The organism is Candidatus Eremiobacterota bacterium (assembly GCA_031082125.1).
Classification (GTDB): Bacteria; Vulcanimicrobiota; CADAWZ01; order CADAWZ01; family Ess09-12; genus Ess09-12.
In genome coordinates, this window is record JAVHLM010000016.1 from 1 (window position 1) to 18,979 (window position 18,979).

General features: G+C 54.1%; 18 protein-coding genes and 1 tRNA gene. 12 read left to right on the plus strand and 7 right to left on the minus strand.

Features of this window, described 5'->3' with window-relative positions:
- The first annotated feature begins 490 nt into the window (after nucleotides 1-490).
- From RDV48_17270 to RDV48_17285, 4 genes are all read left to right on the plus strand, one after another.
- Nucleotides 491-574 (plus strand) — tRNA-Leu (locus RDV48_17270).
- 926 nt (nucleotides 575-1,500) lie between these two features.
- The gene (locus RDV48_17275; protein ID MDQ7824556.1) at nucleotides 1,501-1,938 is read left to right on the plus strand and encodes an ankyrin repeat domain-containing protein; all 438 of its coding nucleotides are present in this window, start codon (nucleotides 1,501-1,503) and stop codon (nucleotides 1,936-1,938) included.
- A 505-nt stretch (nucleotides 1,939-2,443) separates the two neighbouring features.
- On the plus strand, nucleotides 2,444-2,773 hold the full coding sequence (locus tag RDV48_17280) for a hypothetical protein (protein ID MDQ7824557.1): 330 nt from the start codon (nucleotides 2,444-2,446) through the stop codon (nucleotides 2,771-2,773).
- Between the two features lie 112 nt (nucleotides 2,774-2,885).
- Entirely contained in the window at nucleotides 2,886-3,092 is a 207-nt protein-coding gene (locus RDV48_17285) for a zinc ribbon domain-containing protein (protein ID MDQ7824558.1), read from the plus strand.
- 395 nt (nucleotides 3,093-3,487) lie between these two features.
- Here the strand turns inward: RDV48_17285 and RDV48_17290 are convergent, their stop codons facing one another.
- The 3 genes from RDV48_17290 to RDV48_17300 form a co-directional block, all read right to left on the minus strand.
- A complete protein-coding gene (locus RDV48_17290; GenBank protein MDQ7824559.1) occupies nucleotides 3,488-5,326 on the minus strand; it encodes a KUP/HAK/KT family potassium transporter in 1,839 nt (612 codons plus the stop codon).
- Between the two features lie 122 nt (nucleotides 5,327-5,448).
- Nucleotides 5,449-6,144, minus strand: coding sequence for a response regulator transcription factor (locus tag RDV48_17295; protein MDQ7824560.1), 696 nt, complete (start codon nucleotides 6,142-6,144; stop codon nucleotides 5,449-5,451).
- Nucleotides 6,131-7,675, minus strand: a complete 1,545-nt coding sequence (locus RDV48_17300; GenBank protein ID MDQ7824561.1) for a DUF4118 domain-containing protein — start codon at nucleotides 7,673-7,675, stop codon at nucleotides 6,131-6,133. Before RDV48_17300 ends, RDV48_17295 begins: the two co-directional genes overlap by 14 nt.
- Before the next feature lie 260 nt (nucleotides 7,676-7,935).
- Between RDV48_17300 and RDV48_17305 the strand changes: the two genes are divergently transcribed.
- The 6 genes from RDV48_17305 (at nucleotide 7,936) to RDV48_17330 (ending at nucleotide 12,764) form a co-directional block, all read left to right on the plus strand.
- A complete protein-coding gene (locus RDV48_17305; protein ID MDQ7824562.1) occupies nucleotides 7,936-8,217 on the plus strand; it encodes a hypothetical protein in 282 nt (93 codons plus the stop codon).
- Nucleotides 8,218-8,335: 118 nt separating this feature from the next.
- Complete coding sequence (locus tag RDV48_17310) at nucleotides 8,336-8,659, plus strand: hypothetical protein (protein MDQ7824563.1); 324 nt, start codon at nucleotides 8,336-8,338, stop codon at nucleotides 8,657-8,659.
- A gap of 15 nt (nucleotides 8,660-8,674) precedes the next feature.
- On the plus strand, nucleotides 8,675-9,139 hold the full coding sequence (locus tag RDV48_17315) for a hypothetical protein (protein MDQ7824564.1): 465 nt from the start codon (nucleotides 8,675-8,677) through the stop codon (nucleotides 9,137-9,139).
- A 77-nt stretch (nucleotides 9,140-9,216) separates the two neighbouring features.
- The gene (locus tag RDV48_17320; protein MDQ7824565.1) at nucleotides 9,217-10,257 is read left to right on the plus strand and encodes an ornithine cyclodeaminase family protein; all 1,041 of its coding nucleotides are present in this window, start codon (nucleotides 9,217-9,219) and stop codon (nucleotides 10,255-10,257) included.
- A gap of 4 nt (nucleotides 10,258-10,261) precedes the next feature.
- Complete coding sequence (locus tag RDV48_17325; GenBank protein ID MDQ7824566.1) at nucleotides 10,262-11,653, plus strand: hypothetical protein; 1,392 nt, start codon at nucleotides 10,262-10,264, stop codon at nucleotides 11,651-11,653.
- 16 nt (nucleotides 11,654-11,669) lie between these two features.
- Nucleotides 11,670-12,764 carry a serine hydrolase gene (locus RDV48_17330; GenBank protein MDQ7824567.1) on the plus strand — a complete coding sequence of 365 codons (1,095 nt, stop codon included), beginning with the start codon at nucleotides 11,670-11,672 and terminating at the stop codon, nucleotides 12,762-12,764.
- Here RDV48_17330 and hemG read toward each other — a convergent pair.
- Genes hemG through RDV48_17345 form a run of 3 tightly spaced genes read right to left on the minus strand, consistent with a single transcriptional unit; the run spans nucleotide 12,743 to nucleotide 15,389 of the window.
- A complete protein-coding gene (hemG, locus tag RDV48_17335) occupies nucleotides 12,743-14,131 on the minus strand; it encodes a protoporphyrinogen oxidase (protein ID MDQ7824568.1) in 1,389 nt (462 codons plus the stop codon). The genes RDV48_17330 and hemG overlap by 22 nt on opposite strands.
- Nucleotides 14,128-15,162: a uroporphyrinogen decarboxylase gene (hemE, locus tag RDV48_17340; protein ID MDQ7824569.1), complete on the minus strand. Its 1,035-nt coding sequence runs from the start codon at nucleotides 15,160-15,162 to the stop codon at nucleotides 14,128-14,130. The genes hemG and hemE overlap by 4 nt, the downstream gene beginning before the upstream one ends.
- A 17-nt stretch (nucleotides 15,163-15,179) precedes the next feature.
- Nucleotides 15,180-15,389, minus strand: a complete 210-nt coding sequence (locus RDV48_17345) for a hypothetical protein (protein MDQ7824570.1) — start codon at nucleotides 15,387-15,389, stop codon at nucleotides 15,180-15,182.
- A gap of 262 nt (nucleotides 15,390-15,651) precedes the next feature.
- Here RDV48_17345 and RDV48_17350 point away from each other — a divergent pair, with 262 nt between their 5' ends.
- Together RDV48_17350 and RDV48_17355 are read left to right on the plus strand one after the other, a co-directional pair.
- On the plus strand, nucleotides 15,652-17,715 hold the full coding sequence (locus tag RDV48_17350; GenBank protein ID MDQ7824571.1) for an FHA domain-containing protein: 2,064 nt from the start codon (nucleotides 15,652-15,654) through the stop codon (nucleotides 17,713-17,715).
- A 52-nt stretch (nucleotides 17,716-17,767) separates the two neighbouring features.
- Nucleotides 17,768-18,184: a thioredoxin family protein gene (locus tag RDV48_17355; GenBank protein MDQ7824572.1), complete on the plus strand. Its 417-nt coding sequence runs from the start codon at nucleotides 17,768-17,770 to the stop codon at nucleotides 18,182-18,184.
- Here the strand turns inward: RDV48_17355 and RDV48_17360 are convergent.
- Nucleotides 18,174-18,974, minus strand: coding sequence for an acyl-CoA dehydratase activase (locus RDV48_17360; GenBank protein MDQ7824573.1), 801 nt, complete (start codon nucleotides 18,972-18,974; stop codon nucleotides 18,174-18,176). The two genes, RDV48_17355 and RDV48_17360, sit on opposite strands and share 11 nt — an antisense overlap.
- Nucleotides 18,975-18,979: the final 5 nt, after the last annotated feature.

Consider the following 18,979-nt stretch of genomic DNA (forward strand, 5'->3'; position numbering starts at 1 on the left):
AAGAATCAGCGAGGTGAAGAAGCTCCTCTTCATCAGGTAAAAGGCATGAGTGAACTTGACAGAGATCAAACGTATCCATATATCAATTGTAACATATCGGGCTGAAAAAAGCAAAGAGAGCATACCTCAAAAAGCCCATAATGAAGAGGTTCTGAGGCTGTCGCCAGATGGCCGCCAGAGGGCTGAAAAGGGGCGAAAAGGTCAAAAATGACCCTGAAGGTTCTTAAAGAATCGCCACGGCCTGTTTCTGCGCTCTCCCGGCCATTACCCATGCCGGCAGGGCCAACGGGTGCCCCTCTTGATGCTGCAGAAATTAATTTTTCGATGTGGAAGCCCTCCTGGCCAACTGGACTGCCCCGGGAACTCAGACTTGATGAGCAATTCTAAATTTTTGCTCTTGAGCAGAACTACCGAGGAAAACTTGATCCGATATAGGGCATGAAAGGGGAGGACTTTTTGCCACTGATGTGCTATAATAGAAGACACCTTGGCCGAAGTGGCGGAACAGGCAGACGCGCTGGTCTCAAACACCAGTTCCCGCAAGGGAGTATCGGTTCGACCCCGATCTTCGGCACTCACAAAAAGCCCCGTGGTTACAGGAAAAAGCGGGGTTTTGTCTTTCGGCATTGCGAGGTAAAATTCGCGTAAAAAAGCACTCATTTTCTGAAAACTTGGCAAGATTTTGATACACCCAGAACAGGATAAATCCCATATAATAAGCCATTTTGGAAAATGCCCTGTCCCAAGTATGGAACATCCCATCTCGGACCATGGCAGTTTTCAAGCCGTCCTCTCTTCAAGCTCGTGGATAATAGAAAATGATGAGGTGAAGCCGGTAATTTCCTTATCACGGCAAGCCTATTCAGGTGTGCCACTTTTTGTGAAACAAGGGTGAGGATCGCCATCTCCATGATAAAAAGAACAAGCCCCCGTTTCCAGGAGCTTGCTGTCCGTTTCCAGCGCTGCGGTGATATATAGTCTCTGTTTATAGTGTTCTCTGTCTTATGATAGGTTTATTACTGGCACCAAGTATTTCTACTTGATAGCAGGCGTGCGGAGAACTACTTTCCATTGACCGGTTTTGTTCATCCAAAAGCCCAAATTTCCATGCCCTGTAAGGCAAAGCATGAATTTTGAGAATTTTCCAGAGAGGTATTGATGGCAAGCCCAGCTCAACAATGAGGGCAGCTTGTCCCAGGAGATGAAGGCGAACAGGAGAGGGTGATGACGGCAACAGGGACAATCAGGAGAATGGATGATAGGGACAAGAGAGAACGTCATCACAGGGACAGAGGACAGCCACGGCGACGGCAGGAGGGAACTCCACCTACCCCAGGCACTCCCTACCCCGGGGATACCGCCCCGCTCCCGCCTGAATATATATACACCCCGCCCCTCACTATAAAAAATTTGAAAAAATTTAAAAACCATAACGGCTTCACTATGGTCTTTCAGAGGACAGCCGTCAAGTGAGAGGCCCAGTTCTGAGGAATAACTTCAATGGAAACGAACTACTTCATGGTGGAAGAAGTTGCGAAGAAAGAGGAAAAGAATATGTTTAGTGGGGATATATTTGACGCTGTAATGTCAGGCAACCTCCAGGCAGTGAGAGATTGCATTTCCCAAGGTGCGAATGTCAATGCAAGAGACAAGGATGGCTGCACCCCTTTGCGCTGGTCAAGCTTCAAAGGTCATAAAGAGATAGCCGAGTTGCTCATCTCCCAAGGCGCAGATGTAAATGCAAAGAGCGCAAGCTTCATTACCTCTCTGCACTGGGCAATCTTTGGAGACCACAAAGAGATGGTCGAGTTGCTCATTTCTAAGGGCGCAGATGTAAATGCAGGGGACATACATGGCGATACCCCCCTGCGCTATGCAATTTGCTTAGGCCACAAAGAAGTAGCCGAACTCCTCATAGCCCTCGGTGCGAGGAAATAACTCTCATTGACCTCCTCATGCCTTCCCACCCATTGCCATGATGGAATCCTTACTATTTTGATAGAGTTTGCCGATCCATGTGGATCCCCCTCATTGACTTCCTCATGTCCCCAAGTAAAAAAGGTTCTGCTCTTCGGGAGGAACTGCGGCGAGAGCGAAATATTCCATGCTCAAGGCTTAAAACCGCTGCAGGCGCTGCAAGGTCATAGAACTTGCGCGCCTGATTATAGAGACAGAGCAAGAGCTTACACCGCACTGTAGGACGGGGCCTTACAGAGATGCCTCCAGGAACTCTTACAGAAAAGATACCTCTGGACTGATAGATTTCCGGGGCGCCGGGGGGTTACAATAGAAATAGGACGACATCGTAGGGCAGAGAATTCTGGACGCATGACTTCAGAAAATTAGAAAGCCGCGGACGATTAACAGGATCCCCGATATACAAGGCCATGATTGCCTGAGTGAAGACTTTCACCCGGGCATTATTCTTAAGGAGGGCATTCTGGTGGTGCTTGAAACAAGAACAAGAAATGACGCATTCTCGGATTTCCTGGAGCAGATCCTTTCAAGCTACAGGCTCAGGGTGGAGAATGTCGCACAACTTATGAAGGAAGTGCTCTCGCTTCTCGTGGAGTATATTTCTGCGGAGGCCGACGGAGACCGGGGGAACCGAAATCTAGCTTCCTCGCGTGCCCAGATAAGCTCAAGTCAGCTTGCCGTTGAAAGTCCGCTCAGGGTAAAAGTCAGGCTGCCCTGTAGCAACCACCCGATGTCAGGGGCAATCCGAGCATCGAAGCGGTGTCATTGCGACCCCGCAGTCCGTAACATAAAGTGAACCCTGCCGCATCGTAATAGATTTCCCGAAAGGGATACAGAGGGTGCCGAGCCTGACAGACTGGGGTGTACCGAACCTGCTCTTTACTCTACTTTACTAAAAGGAGGAAAACATGGACGCTTTTAAATGTCCGAAATGTGGAAAAACAACGGGTGCGGACGAAAAGTTCTGCAATGAATGTGGTCAGCCGCTCGACATTCCATGCCTCGCATGTGGCAAAATCTGGCGATTTTTATTCGATTACAAGTTTTGCCCCGAATGCGGGCATAATCTGAAGAAAGGGAGTGCAAATAAACCGTTACGAGAAGAAAAAAAATAAAGAAAAGTTAAGGGAATTCTCCCTTATCTCTTTATAGCGGCAATGGTGATTGCAGTGATATCAAGAAGGGGCAGACTGTGTGGGTCCCCGCGCCGATAAAAGCATTCTTGGCCTGAAATAAGTGATGAAATGTCTTTTGCTGAAAACATCCCTCTTCTCCCTGTGGCAGTGAAGGGAATGATATTTTTCGCCGTGAAGACGCTCACCCTGATATTGGGCTGGACATGAATGCCAGAGCAAAAATGGTGAGGGAGTTCCGGGCTGTCAATAGTGACGCAAATGGTGTATAATAAAAAAGAGATAAGAGATAGATTTTTGAGAACCTCAAAAGGGTGGTGACAGAAATGTATGATGATGAGGGCAAGGAAAACGAATAAAGCGCGGCCTCACCATACTTATATCTGCACCCTGGTGATGACACCGTGGAGCTTCTGCGGCGTGAGGTTATAGAACTGCACTATGGCAGGTGACAATGCCTTGATGAGGGCGAAGAGCTTCCACGCAAATTTCCCCGTGCCAATATCCTCGATGCCGTAAAAGACCGCTTTTCCGTCAATCCCGTGTTCCTTCAGGACTTCCTCGACGTTCACCACTTCCATGTAGCCATGGTGTATCTCGAAGACCCTGAGGCTCGGCGCCAGGTCCCGGGCAAAGTGGCTTTTGATGCCGTAAGGCTTGTCTTTTATCGATATTGAGAGAATGATGTTGTATTCATAGAGGATGCTGTGGGAGAATATGGTGTTCACGATGTAGGGCGAGATGTGGTTTACATCGCGGAGAAGGAAAATAGCCGTCCCCTTGATCTTGCTCGCCGTCTTGTACATCTCGTTGTAGCGCTCCATGAAGGGCGCGAGGGGCATGGGCCTGAGGGCGATATAGAGGCGCCGCTGCCCTGCCTTGTAGAGAAGGATCACCAGCAGGGGGATCATGGCCATGATGAGGGACCAGTAGCCGCCATGGGGAATTTTGTTGATATTTGAGAAGAGGAAGGCAAGGTCGATGAAGGTGACCATTACCGAGAGCGCCATGAGCAGCCTTGACTTATGGAGAGAGTATATCCAGATAAGCATTATCGCCGTTATGGTCATGGTCACATTCACGGCGAGACCGTAAGCCAGGGCCATCTTGCTTGACTCTTTAAATATGAGCAGCATCAGGATAACGCAGGCAAAGAGAAACCAGTTCACGAACCCGATATAAATCTGCGTGGACAATTCCTGTGAGGTGTGATCGATCTTAAGCCTCGGCATGATACCGGTGTTGATGCCCTGGTAGACAATTGAGAACATGGCGCTTATCATGGCCTGCGAGGCAATGACGGTGGCGATGACGGTGAGGATCAAGAAGGGGATATAGAGGAGCCTTGATTCCCGGAATACCATGTCAAAGAGGATTGAGCTTGAAGTCGTGCCGGACACGGCGCTCATATGCGCCCCCTGCCCAAGGTAATTGAGTACGAGGCAGACAAAAACGAAGTTCCAGGCTTTCCTGATGCTTTCCTTGCCCAGGTGTCCCATGTCGGCATAGAGTGCTTCTCCACCGGTAATGGTGAGTATCACTTCTGAGAGCACAAGGAACCCTATGAACTTTCTCTTGATGAAGAACAGCACTGCATAATGTGGCGAGAGCGCTTCCAGTATGGCAGGATACTCGCAGATGGCTACTATTCCTGAGAAGGCCAGCGCGAGAAACCACATGATCATTATAGGGCTGAAGTACGCAGAGACCTTGTCGGTGCCACGTTTCTGAAAAGCGAAGAGAAATATTGTGATGATTATGGAAATGAGAAGCACGATGAAAAGAGGGGTGCCTTCGAGTCCCGGTATGAGCTTCAGGCCCTCCACCGCGCTCAGTATGGAGATTGCCGGCGTGATGACGCCATCCCCGATGATGAACGAGAGTCCGATAAAAGATAAAAGAGTGATAATCCGGATCTGTTTTTTATGTCTGACGAGCGTGGAAAGGATCTCCTGCAGGATGATGATCCCGCCTTCGCCCCTCATGGAGAGGTTCATGGCAAGCCATGTATACTGTATGTAGACCACCAGGATCATTGACCATATCATGAGAGAGAGCACACCGAAAATATCGGATTTATCCATTGGCTTGAGAAAAAGAAACACGACAAAAAGCGTATAGATGGGGCTCGTGCCGATATCGCCGAAGACGATGCCCAGCGGTCTTATTATTTCCCGGGCCTCATGGATCAGGTGTTTTCTCTGGAGGGTGACCATAGGCATAATCCTTTATTTCAGAAAGGCTCAATAAATATGATAAGGCGATTATATTATAGGGCAGTGCCTGTGAAGAGGATATAAAGATATTCTGCCGGGATATAAAGATTTTGTATAGTCTTCTAGGAAAGCGAGAAGCGGAACCCCACACCGGGCTCGGTGAGAATATACCGCGGCACCGCGGGATGGGGCTCGATTTTCTTGCGCAGGTTGCTTATATGGACGCGGAGCGTCTGGATGTCCTCGTACTCCGGTCCCCACACCTGGGCAAGAACCATCTTGGAGGTGACGACACAGTCGGCATTCTGGGCAAGGTAGGCAAGAATGTCAAACTCGATGGGGGTGAGGGACATCTCGGTGCCACCGCTTCTCACCTTGCGGCGGGGAATATCAATCTCAAGCTCTCCCACAGTGATCACCGGCACAGGGGTGATCCTCAGATAGGAGCGCCTGAGGAGGGCTCTCACCCTCGCGAGGAGCTCCCCTGCGGAGAAGGGCTTGGTGATATAATCGTCGGCGCCGGTGTCAAGGGCTGCAATCTTGTCCGTATCGGCCCCCCGTACGCTCAGTATGAGGATGGGCCCGGTGAACCACGTCCTGAGCTCGCGGCACACTTCAAGACCTCCCATTCCCGGCATGGACATGTCAAGTATTACAAGGTCGGGCACCGCATCAATAGCGAGGTCGAGGGCCTCTTCGCCCTTGGAGGCCACGATGACCTCGTAGGATCGTGAGGAAAGCATCGATCTGAGGGCGCGGCGGATCTGCTCCTCATCGTCTACGATAAGAATTTTCACTTTTTTCTCAGTAGTGCTCATGAGACTCCTTCCTGAGGGGGAGGGTGATGACGAACTTTGCCCCATGGGGCTTTACGGCCTCAAGGGCAATCGTTCCCCCGTGAAAACGGACTATCTCCTTCGTGACGGCAAGTCCCAGCCCCGTTCCTGATGATACTCCCTTTGATGAGGAGCCCCGGTAGAACTTCTCAAAGACAAGGCTCCGTTCCTCGGGCGGGATCCCCGGCCCCGCGTCTTCAACCCACAGGACCAGTTCGCCATTCCCTGTCTTTGCCCCTATGGTGACAGGGGAGCTCTCGGGGCTGTAGGCGAGGGCATTCTCCACGAGATTCTGTATTCCTCTCGCCCACTGGACAAAATCCACCTCTATGAGGGGAAGATTCTCCTCAAGGGCGAAAAGGATTCTTCCCTTCTTTTTCTCCGGGATGTTGGCAAGAACGGAGCCCAGGATCTCCCCGAGCTCATAAGGCTCTTTCCGCGGGATCCATGAGGCATCCTCAAGGCGGGAGAGATCGACCAGGGAGCCGATGCTCCTGTTGAGGCGCTCAAGATCGGACTTGACGGTCTGCAGCTCATCACGGACCTGCAGGGAATCCCATCTGGTATCGCCCTCAAGCATGCTGGTCACCGTGGCATTTGCAGAGGCAAGAGGTGTTTTCAGCTCGTGGGAAACCGATGAGATGAGTGTTGATTTGAGACGGTCAGTCTCGCGGAGAGCATCAGCCTGGATAGAGATGTGCTGGAGCCTCTTTCGCTCAATAAACACTGCCGCCTGGTAGGCAATTGCCATAAGGAGGCGGATTTCCGGGAGGGAATGAGGCTTCCCGTCGCTTCGCTCGCCCACATAGAGCATTCCGGCGTGCTGCGTAGTCGTGAGGAGGGGAAGAAAGAGGTCCTGGGGCCGGGTTATCCTGGAGGGATCGGAGAGCTCGCTCAATGAGGGAAAGCCTGAGGACTTTGATTCCAGATAGGCTGATTCGGCTCTCCTGAAAAGCGTTTCCCTGGTTTCTCCGGCGAGAGCGGGAATGGAAAGCACCTCGCGGACCATGCCCTTCTCGTCGAGAAGATAGAGTGCCACCGCCCTGGCGAAAGTAATTTCAGACACCTCTTTGATAAGCACTTCCGCCATCTCCTCGATGGATATCTCCGATACGATACGGGCGCTGAAGCGGTTCAGAAGGGCTGTCTCCTTCTCCCTGGAAAGGGCGTGGCTCTCCCTTTCCCTCAGCCTTCCCGTCTGGAGCCCCATCAATATCCCCACGGTAAGAAATACAATAAGGGAGAGCCAGTCCTTGGGGTCGGTGACAATAAGGGTATGGTAGGGCGGGAGAAAAAAATAGTTCCATGCAAAGAACGAGAGGACTGCCACGAGAAGGGCGGGTTTATAGCCTGAAAGGGCAGCGACGAACACGACGATGAGCAGGTAGAGAAGGGCCCACTGCTCCTTTCCGAAATAATCCTTTCCCGGATAGAACAGCGCCGTTGCCGCTATCACGGAGAAGACCGCAAGGAGGTAGCCATATCTTGTGGAGAGAGTCCTGGTGGTTCTCATGGCATGCCCTTTCACAAAGTTCCAGGGGAGCTCTCCTTTAAGACTACGCGGGAGGGCCATAATTTCCTGTATCGGGAACCCCGGGTTTTCTCAGGTCATGGAAGAGCAGGGAGGCGATATTCAGGAAAAACACTCTTAACGGAATCTTTATCCGGGTGAGAGCGAAATTTACAGGTTCTTTATAGACAAGGTGCTATCATCAAAGTGAAAGTATTGCTGCAAGGGACTGCTTGTATTCAGCATGAAAGGAAGAGCACTCCATGCTTCTTGACCCTGTGAAGGAAGGCCTTGAAGAGCACTCTGCCGAGGAAGATGCCTTCCCCCCTGTGATATATCCCAGAGAGCCTTATGGAAAGATTGATGAGAAAACGTGGAAGATGAGAAGGCTCAAGATAATGCTGCTTGGCGTCCTGCTTGCCGTGTTCACAGGAGTTCTTGCCACCTCGGGCCCCAGTTTCTCCTACCCGGGATGGCCTCTCTGCTACATGGGGCTCCTGGCTCTGCTCATGTGCCTCTTAGCCCTTTTTATTGTCGCCACATAAGGGTTCTATCCTGGTCTCTCCCCCGCTCCCCCCCAAGAAGTGCTAATTTTTTCCCGAAAAAAGGGCTGAGGGCAGGAGCATAGAAATATTTAGAAACTATAAGGGGAAGGCCTGTTCTATGGAGATACGCTGGGGCATCGAAGACGATCACAAGGGAGAGCTTCTCAGCAGGGATACGGTCCGCATTGCCGGAGAAGCCCATCCCCTCCCTCCATCCCCTGAAAAGGCTCCGGAAAAAACCTCTTTCGCTGAAGAGACGGGTGATCTCAGCAGTGAGCTTCTCCGCCTGAAGCGCCTTCTGGAAGAGAGGGATGAGAAGATAGCCCATCTGGAGAGACACATAGAGGAGATGCAGTCCCACCGCTCGCTCCTGAAGGGCGAGCTGGAAAGGCTGAAGATGGATATTGAACAGGCAAAGAAAAAAGGATGGTGGAAACGCTAGGAAAGGAGATTCTGGATGAAATACGCAGTCATGTGCGCACTTGCCCTCATCACCGTCTTAGTTGCGGTGATGCCCTCCGCGGCGGTCGACTTTGAGAAAAAGGGCTTCCGCGTCACGTATGAGCCTTGGAAAGAGGTCGAAACCGTTGACATACCGAATTCCACTTATACCGACGGAGCAAATCATCAGCAGAACAGGAAGAAAGCGACTCTTCACCTCTCTCTCACGGGGGCGGTGAGGAATGAATATGCGAGGAATATCACCACGATGAGCCTCGTTTTCGCCATAGCCTACCCTGATGAGGGAAGGAACGAGCAGGCAACGGTCACGGTAAGCTCGCTGGGCCCCCAGGAGCGGCGCGATTTCCGCCAGGCACTCCGTGACATCCCCGACGGGTCCACTTCTTTCCAGGTCCGGGCTGACCTGGTGAAGCTCCAGGTAGTGTACAAGGACGGAACGACCGAAGAGATAAAGCCCTGAGAGAAAGACGATCCGCATTTTCACTACGGCACCGGGGCTTTGCCTCAGGTCATGGCACTCGAGAAAGGAAGCAGCCGATGAAGAACAGGGAAAAACAGATTCTTTTCCTCTCCCTTGAAGACGTGGTTGCCTGCGGGGGCGCCGACGTTGAGCTCGCCGCCGCCGATATGGAGCGGGGATTTACCCTTCTCCATCAGGGGAAGATAGTAAATCCCATGAAGACGACCCTGAGGGCCCATTCGCACCACCATGAGCATAACATCGGCCTCGTGAATTTCCTCCCCGCCTATGTCGATCTCGGCGAGGAAGAGATAATCACCTGCAAGCTCCTGGGCGCCATGCCTTCAAATGCCGATATCGGTCTGCCGAGGGCCACGGGGCTCATTGCCCTTTTTGACACTGTCACCAAGTCGCCGATAGCCATCCTGGACGCGCAGGTGATAAGCGCCACGAGGACAGGCGGAGTGTCGCTCATTGCCACCAGGAGGCTTGCCAGCCCTGATACTGAAGAAATAGGGCTTGTGGGGGCAGGAGTGAATATGCGCACCCAGCTCCTGGGCATTCACAAGGGGCTTCCCTCACTCAAGAGGGTGAGGGTCTATTCCCGTGGGGATACGAAAAACCTCTTTGCCCGCGAGATGGCGGAGCGTACAGGCCTCGCCATAAAGCCCGTGCAGAGTGCTCATGAGGCGGTAGATGGAGTTGATTTCTATGTCACCTGCCTTCCAAACGTGGCAGTTCCCGTGGTACAGGCAAAATGGGTGAAGCAGAAAGGTGTCACCGTCTATAATATAGGCTGTTATGAGAATGAATCAGTCCTTCTCAAGCGCATGAACCGCGTTATTGCCGATATGTGGGAGCAGGGAAAGCACCGCGGGGTCCAGACCCACGCCATAGCCGTCCGTGACGGCATTATCCCCGAGAGCCTCATTGAGGATTTTGCCCCCGTGGTGGTAGGGAAAAGGCCCGGCAGGCAGTCAAAGGATGAGAACATCTTTTTCAATCCTACGGGGCTCGGCTTTGAAGATGCCATTGTGGCCTGGCGCGTATACAAGGAAGCGAAAAAACGCGGCACCGGCACGTGGATTACCCTATGGAAGTCTACGAAATGGATATGAGCCTATGGAACTGAAAGAAGAACGCTTCCAGGAAAAGCTCCGCTCTCTTGACCGGAAGTCCCGCAGGGAATTGCTCTCAGAGGCAGCGCGCCTTGCTTACCGGGAAGAGCTCCAGATCGGCGGCAGGGCCATCCTTTTTTACCCCCTTCCCATGGTGCTGGATACTGAGAAAGTGCTGCAGGTCTTCGGAAAGCTTGATTTCTTTCTTGATGCCCTCATAAGGCTTGAAGACCATGCCTATTCTCCCGCGGGAAGGCCGCTCCTTGAGCGCCTCATGGCCTCTCTCACCCCTGGGGGAAGGCACCTTGTCTCCCAGTGCTCTTATGAGGCCCCTTCCTCGATAAGGAAGCGCCAGCGTCGAATCGACGGCTTTTTTCACCGTGAGAGCGGCGAGTACCGCATCATTGAAGTGAACCAGGCGGCGCCTCTCGCGATCCATTACCATGACGTGGGGCAGCGCATCGCCTCCCTGGTGCTCGGGAGGCTTGGATTTCACTACGAGCCGAGGCTTCTCGCGCCCCATATCCTCCAGTGGTTTTTTGACGAGTATAGAGACCGCTTCGGGAAAGGACTCCCAGAGGTCATTGCCCTGGTGATTGAGCATGGCTACCCGCCCAAGTTCACCGATCTTCCCGCAATGGCCCGGGCCTGCGAGAAGCTGTCCCGCGAGAAGTTTAATCACCCCCTCTCCATCAGGGTCTGCTTCCCTTTTGAAGTGAAGCGCCGCGGGTCTGAGATAACCCTCAACGAAGCAAAGGTCGATATGATATGGAGAAATTCGGTCTATATGACGGCTTACCGCGAGCAGGGCATTGACCTGGAAGACTACGAGTCAATCCTTTCCCATCCCGACGAGTTTCTCATTGTCAATTCCACGCGCTCCTGGCTTACCCGCTCGAAAGAGGTATTCGCCCTCTGCTGGGACGATGCCGTGATGAGGGAAGCAGGCTTTCAGGCCGGGGAGATAGAGCATATCCGCGAGGTAGTGCCTCTCACAGTGAACCTTGGGAGAAACGGGGAATACCGAGGGCGCATCTTGAAGGAGCGGGAGCAGTGGATATCAAAGCCTACGGACTCAGGCTTCGGGAAGGGAGTGGAGTTCGGGCAGTCCCACCGCAGCGACTCATGGAAGAGACTGCTTGATGATCGGACCTGTGACGGCTTCGTGTTCCAGCGCGAAGTGGAGTACCCCCGCTCATCGGTGACCGCCATCGAGGGGGGCGGGGACCTCTCGGAGAAGCTTGTGGAATATGATTTCTGCCCCCACCACGTGAACGGCGCATTTCCCAGGACTGCCCTGATGCGGGCTAATATCACAGAAGGTCCCGGCGGCGGGCGAAGCACCATGAACCTCGCATCAGGCGGCATCATGATCCCCCTGGTAAGCTCCTGGTGAGAAGGATGAGAAGACCATGACAAAAAAAAACATGCTGGTGATCCTGGGGCTGCTGGCTGCTCTCATGATAACGGGCGCAGCCGGGGCATTTCCAGCACCGGCTGCTGATCCCTTCCCTGCTCTTGAGAAAAAGCTCGAAAGCCTCGTGAAAAAGAAGGATGGCATGCATATAGGCCTGGCCTTCTGCCACGTGGAAAAGGGCTCATTTTTTTCCATGAGGGGTGATGAGCTTTTCCCTCTTGCCAGCGTCTTCAAGGTGCCCCTCCTTGTTGCCGTCCTCCAGAAGATTGACAGGAAGGAGGCGTCCCTTTCCTCTCAGCTCGTGATCCATGAGCATGACAAGTGCATCGGGAGCGGCTCGCTTCAGGATCAGGCCGCCGGCTCAAAGGTCACCGTGGAACGGGCCATGGAGCTTATGATAACGGTCAGTGACAACACGGCCACCGATATCCTCTGGGAGTTCACCGGCACAGAGGCTGTGTCTGGCGTTATGCCCGGGCTGGGCCTTGTGCATAACGCCATTTACCTTCCCAACAGGCCGGGCTACCTTATCTCCCTGGGCCTCGGGAGCGAGTGGAAAGGGAAGTCTGCAGGGCAGATAGCCGCCCTCTGGGGGAAGAAGTCAATGGAGGGGCGGAAAAAGTCGATCCGTGCCGTGCTTGAGGAGAACAGAAATCTTACACGCTCGCGTTTCCAGGCCGCCGAGGATGCCTCGGCAGCCCGTCAGACCGGCGCCTCTTACTATGACGACGTGGCAGTGGCCAAAGCGCTTGACAACATGTGCTCACCTGCCGACATGGCGCGCCTTCTCGAGAAGCTCTTCAAAGGAGAGATCCTTTCAAGACACTCCACAGCTCTTGCGCTCGGCGTGCTCTCCAGGACGAAGTTTAACACGAGGATCCCGGGAAACCTTCCTTCTTCGGTGAAGGTCTTTCACAAGACAGGGACTATCTGCGGCATTGTAAACGACGCGGGGATTATCGAGGTGTCAAAGAATTCCCACGCCGTGCTGGTGGTATTTATCTGTGACATTGAAGAGGGAAGAGCGGGGGAAGCAGGCCGGACCATTGCACAGATTGCCCGTATGGTCTATGACAGCTGCCCCAGGTAATGAAAGGCTTTCCCCGCAGCTTCCTCGCCTTCCCTTATACAGTCGCCTATCCCGATGCCTCGGTAAGCGCTCCCCGCAAGGTAGAGCCCCTTGTGGAGGACCGCCAGCTCATCGATCCTTGCCATGGCAGCTTGATGGCCCACGACATACTGAGGCATGGCATCCTTCCAGCGGTAAAGCCGCCTGAGAACGGGGGTGGCGCTGATTCCCATGATGTCGCGGAGCTCCTCACCGATCATCCGGTAGATTTCGTCATCGTCCATCTGAGTCCATTCTCCATGGTGGGTACCCCCGAGGAACACGCGCAGAAGCGCGTGGCCCTGCGGCGTCCTGTGGAGAAACTTCGAGGAGGTCCAAGTGCAGGCCATGATTCTTCTCTCTTCCCTGCGCGGAATGACAAAGCCATAGCCATTGAGGCGGTGTGAGAGGTCACTCTCCCTGTAACCAAGGCTTACCGTGGCCGTCGAGGTATAGGGGATGGCGCTGAGCTCCCTTGCGAGACCTGTGTCAAGCCCCTCGAGGAGGCGTGAACTCTCGTAGGCCGGCGTGGCAAGAATCACTGTCCGGGCCTCCAGGTGCTCCCCCCCTTCAGTGGCAATCTCGTAGCCCCCCTCTTTTCCCGCCTTGAGGGACCTCACTTTTGTGGCACACCTGACGCTCTCAGGGGGAAAACCTGCCGCAAGCCTGGAGGTGAGCTCGCCAAGCCCCTCCCTGAAGGACATGAAAAAGGAAAGCCCTTCAGGGAGGATGGTGCTCCTTTTCCTCACGAGCGCTCCCCTGATAAGGCTCCCGTGCTTTTCCTCCATCTCCACGAAGGAGGGAAAGGCCGATTTGATGCTGAGCCTGTCGGGGACGCTCGCATGAATGCCGGCGATGAGCGGCTCGGCAATCTTTTCCAGGGCCTCCCTTCCAAGCCTTCTCTCCACGAAGGACTGGAGGCTCTCGTCGCTCTTTTCCCTCCTGGGGGGGATAAAGAAATCCATTGCCATTCTCAGCTTCCCGCGGCATGTTATAAGGGGAGAGAAGAGAAGGGGGAAGAAGCTCGTGGGGACCATCAGAAAGAGGCCCCGGGGGATGGGGTGAAGCCTTCCTCCCGAGAGAATGAAGGTCCTGTTCATATCGGGCCTTGTCATGAGGGCCTCGACTCCAAGCTTCCGGGCAAGGGCAAGGGTCCAGTGCTTGCTCGCAAGGAAGCAGTCGGGACCCCCTTCCACCAGAAAACCGTCGAGCTGCTCCGTGAGAATGTTCCCCCCCGTCCGGTCTCTCGCCTCAAGAAGAAGGGAAGGCCCCGGGGAGAGCCCCTGAAAAAAATAAAGGGCCGCCAGGCCTGCAATGCCGCCGCCTATTACCACGCAGTCCTTTTTCATGGCTGGTCCGGGCTTCTGCTGAAGGTATGGACCGCCTCGATCATGCACTTTACGTTCTCAAGGGGAGTCTGTGGGAGGATCCCATGGCCCAGGTTGAAGATGTGGCCTCCTTTTCCCGAAGCCTTGCTCAATATTTCCCTGACCTTCCCTTCTATCACCTCATGAGGCGCAAAGAGCGCCGCGGGATCAAGGTTCCCCTGCAGCGCCACCCCATCTCCCACAATTGCTCTTGCTCTGTCAACGGGGATTCTCCAGTCAATGCCTATGGCGCGGCTTCCCATCAGTGCCAGGGAGGGAAGAAGGTGGGCACTGTCAAGCACGAAGTGGATGACAGGAACTTTCTTCTCAAGAGCCCGGACTATCTGCCGGGAATAGGGCTCTACGAAGGTGACATAGTCATCATAGGCAAGCACGCCTGCCCAGGTATCGAAGAGCTGCACGGCATCAACGCCTGCAGCCACCTGTGCCTCAAGCAGGCCGGTGACTGCCTTGGTAAGCTTTTCCATGAGGATCTCGAAAAGGGGGCGATGCTGATAAAGAAGGGTCTTGATAGCCAGGAAATGCCGCGAGTGGCCTCCTTCCACTGCATACGAGGCGAGAGTGAAAGGTGCGCCCGAAAAACCAATAAGGGGCAGGGATCGGCCGCTCAGCATCCTTATCGCAGTAAGGACAGGCAGCTTTTTCTCCTCTGGCTCAAAGGCCTTCAGGCGCGCAATGTCCTCACCTGTCCTGATAGGATTCAGGATAACGGGCCCCTCCTTCTCCTTGAAGGCCACATCGACTCCGAGAGCCAGCAGGAGAAGGAGTATGTCGGAAAAAATGATAAGGCCGTCAACGTCAAGCTCCCTGAGAGGCAGAAGGGTAACCTCTGCAATTCTCTCTGGCTCGGTGCAGAGCTCAAGGAAGCTATACCGTTCCCTGAGGTCCCGGTAGTCCCTGAGGTAGCGGCCGGCCTGCCGCATTATCCAGACCGGTGTCACTTCAGTGGGCCGGCCTTCAAGGACGTGGAGCAGTCTGTCATTCTTTCGCATGGGATATACAAGGCCTGTCACATGGTGATGTCAAGATTTCTGCCCACATGGGCGCTCCTCCTCAGCTCCTCGACGACCCTCTCCGGGAGCCTTATGGGCTGCCCGCAATGAGCGCAGTCAATGACCCCCAGTTCAACGATGGAGACGAGGACGTCATCGGTCAGGAGGACGCTGCAATGGGGGCAGGCAAGCTTTTTCCGGGGGTGAATCTGCCCAAGTTCCGCCATAAGTCACCTGTTTCCTTTCAGGAAATAATCTTCTACACAGCACCCTTGCAATTCCTGTGATTTGGTATAAAATAAGAAGTGGAGAGGCCTGTACCCTGTCAAAATTTCTGTGGGAATGGAAGATTGAGAGGTATTTTCCCCTCAGTGGATAACTATGTGAGGGAGTATTGCAGGCAGAAAAGCCCCGCTCCCGCCTTATTTCGGGGAATCCCTTTCCTGCCGGCCGTCAAAGAGACTGAAACATCATTCTGGTGAATGCCTTATGGAAAAGCAGGTATTCTGGCTTGAGGTTCTCAAGGGAAGGGAGAGAGGCCAGACCTTTCGCCTCACTGCCGATATGATAACTGTCGGCCGGCGCCTTGCCGTCAAGGAGAAAAAGCATAACTGGATCCTTCTTGACGAGCCTTCCCTCTCAAGGATTCATGCGCAGCTTTTATGGGATGACACCGTGAGGAGCTACCTCATTGTCCATAAGTCGAGCGTCAAGCCCACCATAGTGAATGGCAGGGAGATAAAGCAGGCGGTCCTCTCCCACCAGGACAGAATACAGATGGGAGAAGTGGCATTCCGCTTCTGGAACGGGCCAGTGGAGAGAAACTATGATTACTTCACCGAGGACGATTCTGAAAGTGAGGCTTCACACGAGGCCCCGAACCCCCGGGCCACGTTCCCTCTCTATGAGTTTGAAGCAAGCATCCAGGAGCCGTTGATAAGCGAGGAGGGAAGAATGTTCCCCTCTCCTCTCCCTCCGGAGCCCCCCCGGGAAGAGGAGCCTCCGGAGGAAGAGGACGAAGCAGCCAAGGGAAAAGTCTTTTTCACTGCAAAAGATGACAGGGTCAGGGATGTGAAGCTTCTTAAATTTGCCTCGATCGGCGATTCCCCCGCTTCGAAGAGCGGAAGGGAGGCGGCATCTCCCCCGGTGGACAGCGGCAGCGCCAGGGAAGATCGAGAAGCCCTTGTGAAGCCCGTAAACCTTTTGAAAGGCTCACAGGCCTCTGGCAGTGCACAGGCCTCCCCCTCGTTCACTCCCCTTGCATTCTCATCGGGAAGCGCCCAAACCAGCACCCAGAGCACTCCACAGGCCCCCCAGTTCACTCCCATGAATCTCACAAGAGGGAAGGTCGCTTCAGGCGGGGGCGTGGCAAAGGGCCGCATTTTCGGGCAGTCTGAGCCGCCGGTGGCTGAGCAGGTTCAGGACAGCGGCAGTGCAAAGCTTACGGAGTATTACGAGATAAAGGGAAAGGAGCAGAAACCCGCCCCTTCGCCCTTCAAGAACATCGATCTGATCAAAACGGAGTATCCCGGGAAACACTTTCCCCAGATGAAAGAGATGCCTCAGGATAAGAAATATGAGCGCCTTTATGAGGAACTCGGCGCAAAAAGCCTGCCAGGTCCTGATAAAACACTGGCTCCACCGGTGCGCCCCCCAGAGATGCACGCAGATACTGAATCTTATTCAGATGAAAGCAGGTACACAAGGCGCCTTATCAAGGAGGGGGGAGAGGCTGCGCCCCCCTCTCCTTCACCCGATGAGAGCCGGTTCACCACCAAGCTCAGCAAGGAAGACCTTGAAGCATATCTTTCTTCCGCGAAACAGGCGCCCGAGAAGCCTCACCCGGAAGAGAGCCGTCATACCAGGCGCCTTCGCAGTGAAGACCTTGCCTTCGAGCAGTCTCTCACGAAACCAGATACTCAACGCCCCCCGGCCTCCCGGCCTGCCGCTCCCCCGGCTTCCCGGCCCGCCGCTCCCCCCGGAGCAGCCGCTGCATCAAGGCTCAAGCAGGATGCCGTGAGCTTCAGCCCTTACGAGCAGGGCACGAAGGAAGTGCTGGACTTTCTCACCGGCGAAGGGAAAGAGGCAGCGAAAGTACCCCCCCGGGGAAGTCATCCGCCTGCCCCAAAAGACCCTGAAGGCCAGGGGAAGCGCCCCCTTTTCCAGAACTGGCAGAAAGAGGCCGAGGAAATGGAAAGCCCCCCGGTAGTGCAGAAGCCTGCCCCCCCTCCTCCCGGTGCATGGGAAATCCTGGTATACAAAGGCTCCAAGGATATGGAAGGAAAAAAGTACGCAATAAGGAAAGAAAGCATTACCATCGGCAAGGGTGCGTCCAATGACGTGGTACTTCCCGATGATCAGCTCGCGGAGAGCCATATCAAGATATATTTCCATGAGGGAAAGTTCCATCTCCAGAAGCTGGTGAAAACAGAGCCGGTATTTATCAACGGGAAGATACTCATTTCCGGCTCAGGCAAGCATATTGCCGATGGCGACAGGATCCAGATATCAAGCAAGACCACCATCATGCTCAGGAAGAAAGAGGGCCGTTAATGCGTATTATGGGCAGGGATTTCTGGTACATTGATTCGAGAGGAGTATGTCTATGAAAAGAGCTATCGGGTTTTTCTGTCTGGCAGTGTTTTTTGTGGCAGCGGCGACGGCAGCCCAGGCGGGGTGGATCTCCGAGATCTCGGAGATAACTTTTCAGAACGAGGTGATTGAGGCCGATATGCCCGTGATCGTATGGTTTTTCTTCAATCCCGGGGTGAGCGTCTATGATGCCTTCAGCAACGCCATTGACAAGGTATCGCAGAAAAATGCCATGAGGGTCAAGGTCCTCAAGATGGACAGCCAGTACAACAGCATCACCGGCGACAGGTACAAGATCAAGAAAAGCAATACTTTCGTGCTTTTCGTCGAGGGCAAGGAGGTTGCCCGCTCATCGGAGATCAGAGGAGAAAAGGATTTCGGCGCCTTCATTGACTCGTGTCTGGGGCCTCCCCCCAAGGTCACGAAGTAGCGCTCTTTTCCCCCGCCATCCTGGCGGCAAGGAGTGCCGCCCCGAGAGCGCCGGTGATAAAAGGATTCTCCGGGACGAAGATCTCCATCTTGAAGATGTTCATGAGGGCCCGGGTGACTGCACCGTTCCGTGCCACACCACCCGTGAAGACCAGCGGCTCCTGCGTGCCTGTCTTGCTTGAGAGGCTGAAAATCCTGTGAGCCAGGGATTTAGCCACTCCCGCCAGTATGTCGCTCCGGGACCTTCCCTGGGCAAGAAGGCTCACAATCTCCGATTCGGCAAAAACGACGCACATGCTGCTGATTTCACAGGGATTGTCCGAGCTTTGCGCCACCTCTTCCATGGAGGAGAGAGGTATTTCCAGGATCCTCTCCACCACCTCGAGAAATCTCCCTGTTCCTGCGGCACAGCGGTCATTCATAGCAAAATCGCTGACACTTCCCTGGGAAGTCCTTATTACCTTGCTGTCCTGCCCTCCAATATCTATAATGGTGCGTCCCCCCGGGAAAAAAAAGTGGACACCGGCGGCATGGCAGGCGATCTCAGTGTAACGCCTGTCGGCAAAGGGAAACTGCTCCCTGCTGTAGCCTGTGGCCACTGTTGCCGAAACGTCGCGGGCAGACACCCCCGCCTCTCTCAGGAGCCTCTCGTAGAGATCCTGCGAGGCTTTCCTGGGATCAGCAGTCGTGTCCCCCCTCAGGGAGCTCCTTATGGCCTTTGTCTCTGCGTCAAATATGACGGCCTTCACCGTGCGTGAGCCTATGTCGATGCCGATGGTGAGAATGCTCATGACCG

Excerpts from the sequence above, each read along its gene's own strand:
- RDV48_17275 (MDQ7824556.1), top strand. The coding sequence starts at position 1,501 with ATGGAAACGAACTACTTCATGGTGGAAGAAGTTGCGAAGAAAGAGGAA.
- RDV48_17285 (MDQ7824558.1), top strand. The coding sequence starts at position 2,886 with ATGGACGCTTTTAAATGTCCGAAATGTGGAAAAACAACGGGTGCGGAC.
- RDV48_17290 (MDQ7824559.1), bottom strand. The coding sequence starts at position 5,326 with ATGGTCACCCTCCAGAGAAAACACCTGATCCATGAGGCCCGGGAAATA.
- RDV48_17295 (MDQ7824560.1), bottom strand. The coding sequence starts at position 6,144 with ATGAGCACTACTGAGAAAAAAGTGAAAATTCTTATCGTAGACGATGAG.
- RDV48_17300 (MDQ7824561.1), bottom strand. The coding sequence starts at position 7,675 with ATGAGAACCACCAGGACTCTCTCCACAAGATATGGCTACCTCCTTGCG.
- RDV48_17305 (MDQ7824562.1), top strand. The coding sequence starts at position 7,936 with ATGCTTCTTGACCCTGTGAAGGAAGGCCTTGAAGAGCACTCTGCCGAG.
- RDV48_17310 (MDQ7824563.1), top strand. The coding sequence starts at position 8,336 with ATGGAGATACGCTGGGGCATCGAAGACGATCACAAGGGAGAGCTTCTC.
- RDV48_17315 (MDQ7824564.1), top strand. The coding sequence starts at position 8,675 with ATGAAATACGCAGTCATGTGCGCACTTGCCCTCATCACCGTCTTAGTT.
- RDV48_17320 (MDQ7824565.1), top strand. The coding sequence starts at position 9,217 with ATGAAGAACAGGGAAAAACAGATTCTTTTCCTCTCCCTTGAAGACGTG.
- RDV48_17325 (MDQ7824566.1), top strand. The coding sequence starts at position 10,262 with ATGGAACTGAAAGAAGAACGCTTCCAGGAAAAGCTCCGCTCTCTTGAC.
- RDV48_17330 (MDQ7824567.1), top strand. The coding sequence starts at position 11,670 with ATGACAAAAAAAAACATGCTGGTGATCCTGGGGCTGCTGGCTGCTCTC.
- hemG (MDQ7824568.1), bottom strand. The coding sequence starts at position 14,131 with ATGAAAAAGGACTGCGTGGTAATAGGCGGCGGCATTGCAGGCCTGGCG.
- hemE (MDQ7824569.1), bottom strand. The coding sequence starts at position 15,162 with ATGCGAAAGAATGACAGACTGCTCCACGTCCTTGAAGGCCGGCCCACT.
- RDV48_17345 (MDQ7824570.1), bottom strand. The coding sequence starts at position 15,389 with ATGGCGGAACTTGGGCAGATTCACCCCCGGAAAAAGCTTGCCTGCCCC.
- RDV48_17350 (MDQ7824571.1), top strand. The coding sequence starts at position 15,652 with ATGGAAAAGCAGGTATTCTGGCTTGAGGTTCTCAAGGGAAGGGAGAGA.
- RDV48_17355 (MDQ7824572.1), top strand. The coding sequence starts at position 17,768 with ATGAAAAGAGCTATCGGGTTTTTCTGTCTGGCAGTGTTTTTTGTGGCA.
- RDV48_17360 (MDQ7824573.1), bottom strand. The coding sequence starts at position 18,974 with ATGAGCATTCTCACCATCGGCATCGACATAGGCTCACGCACGGTGAAG.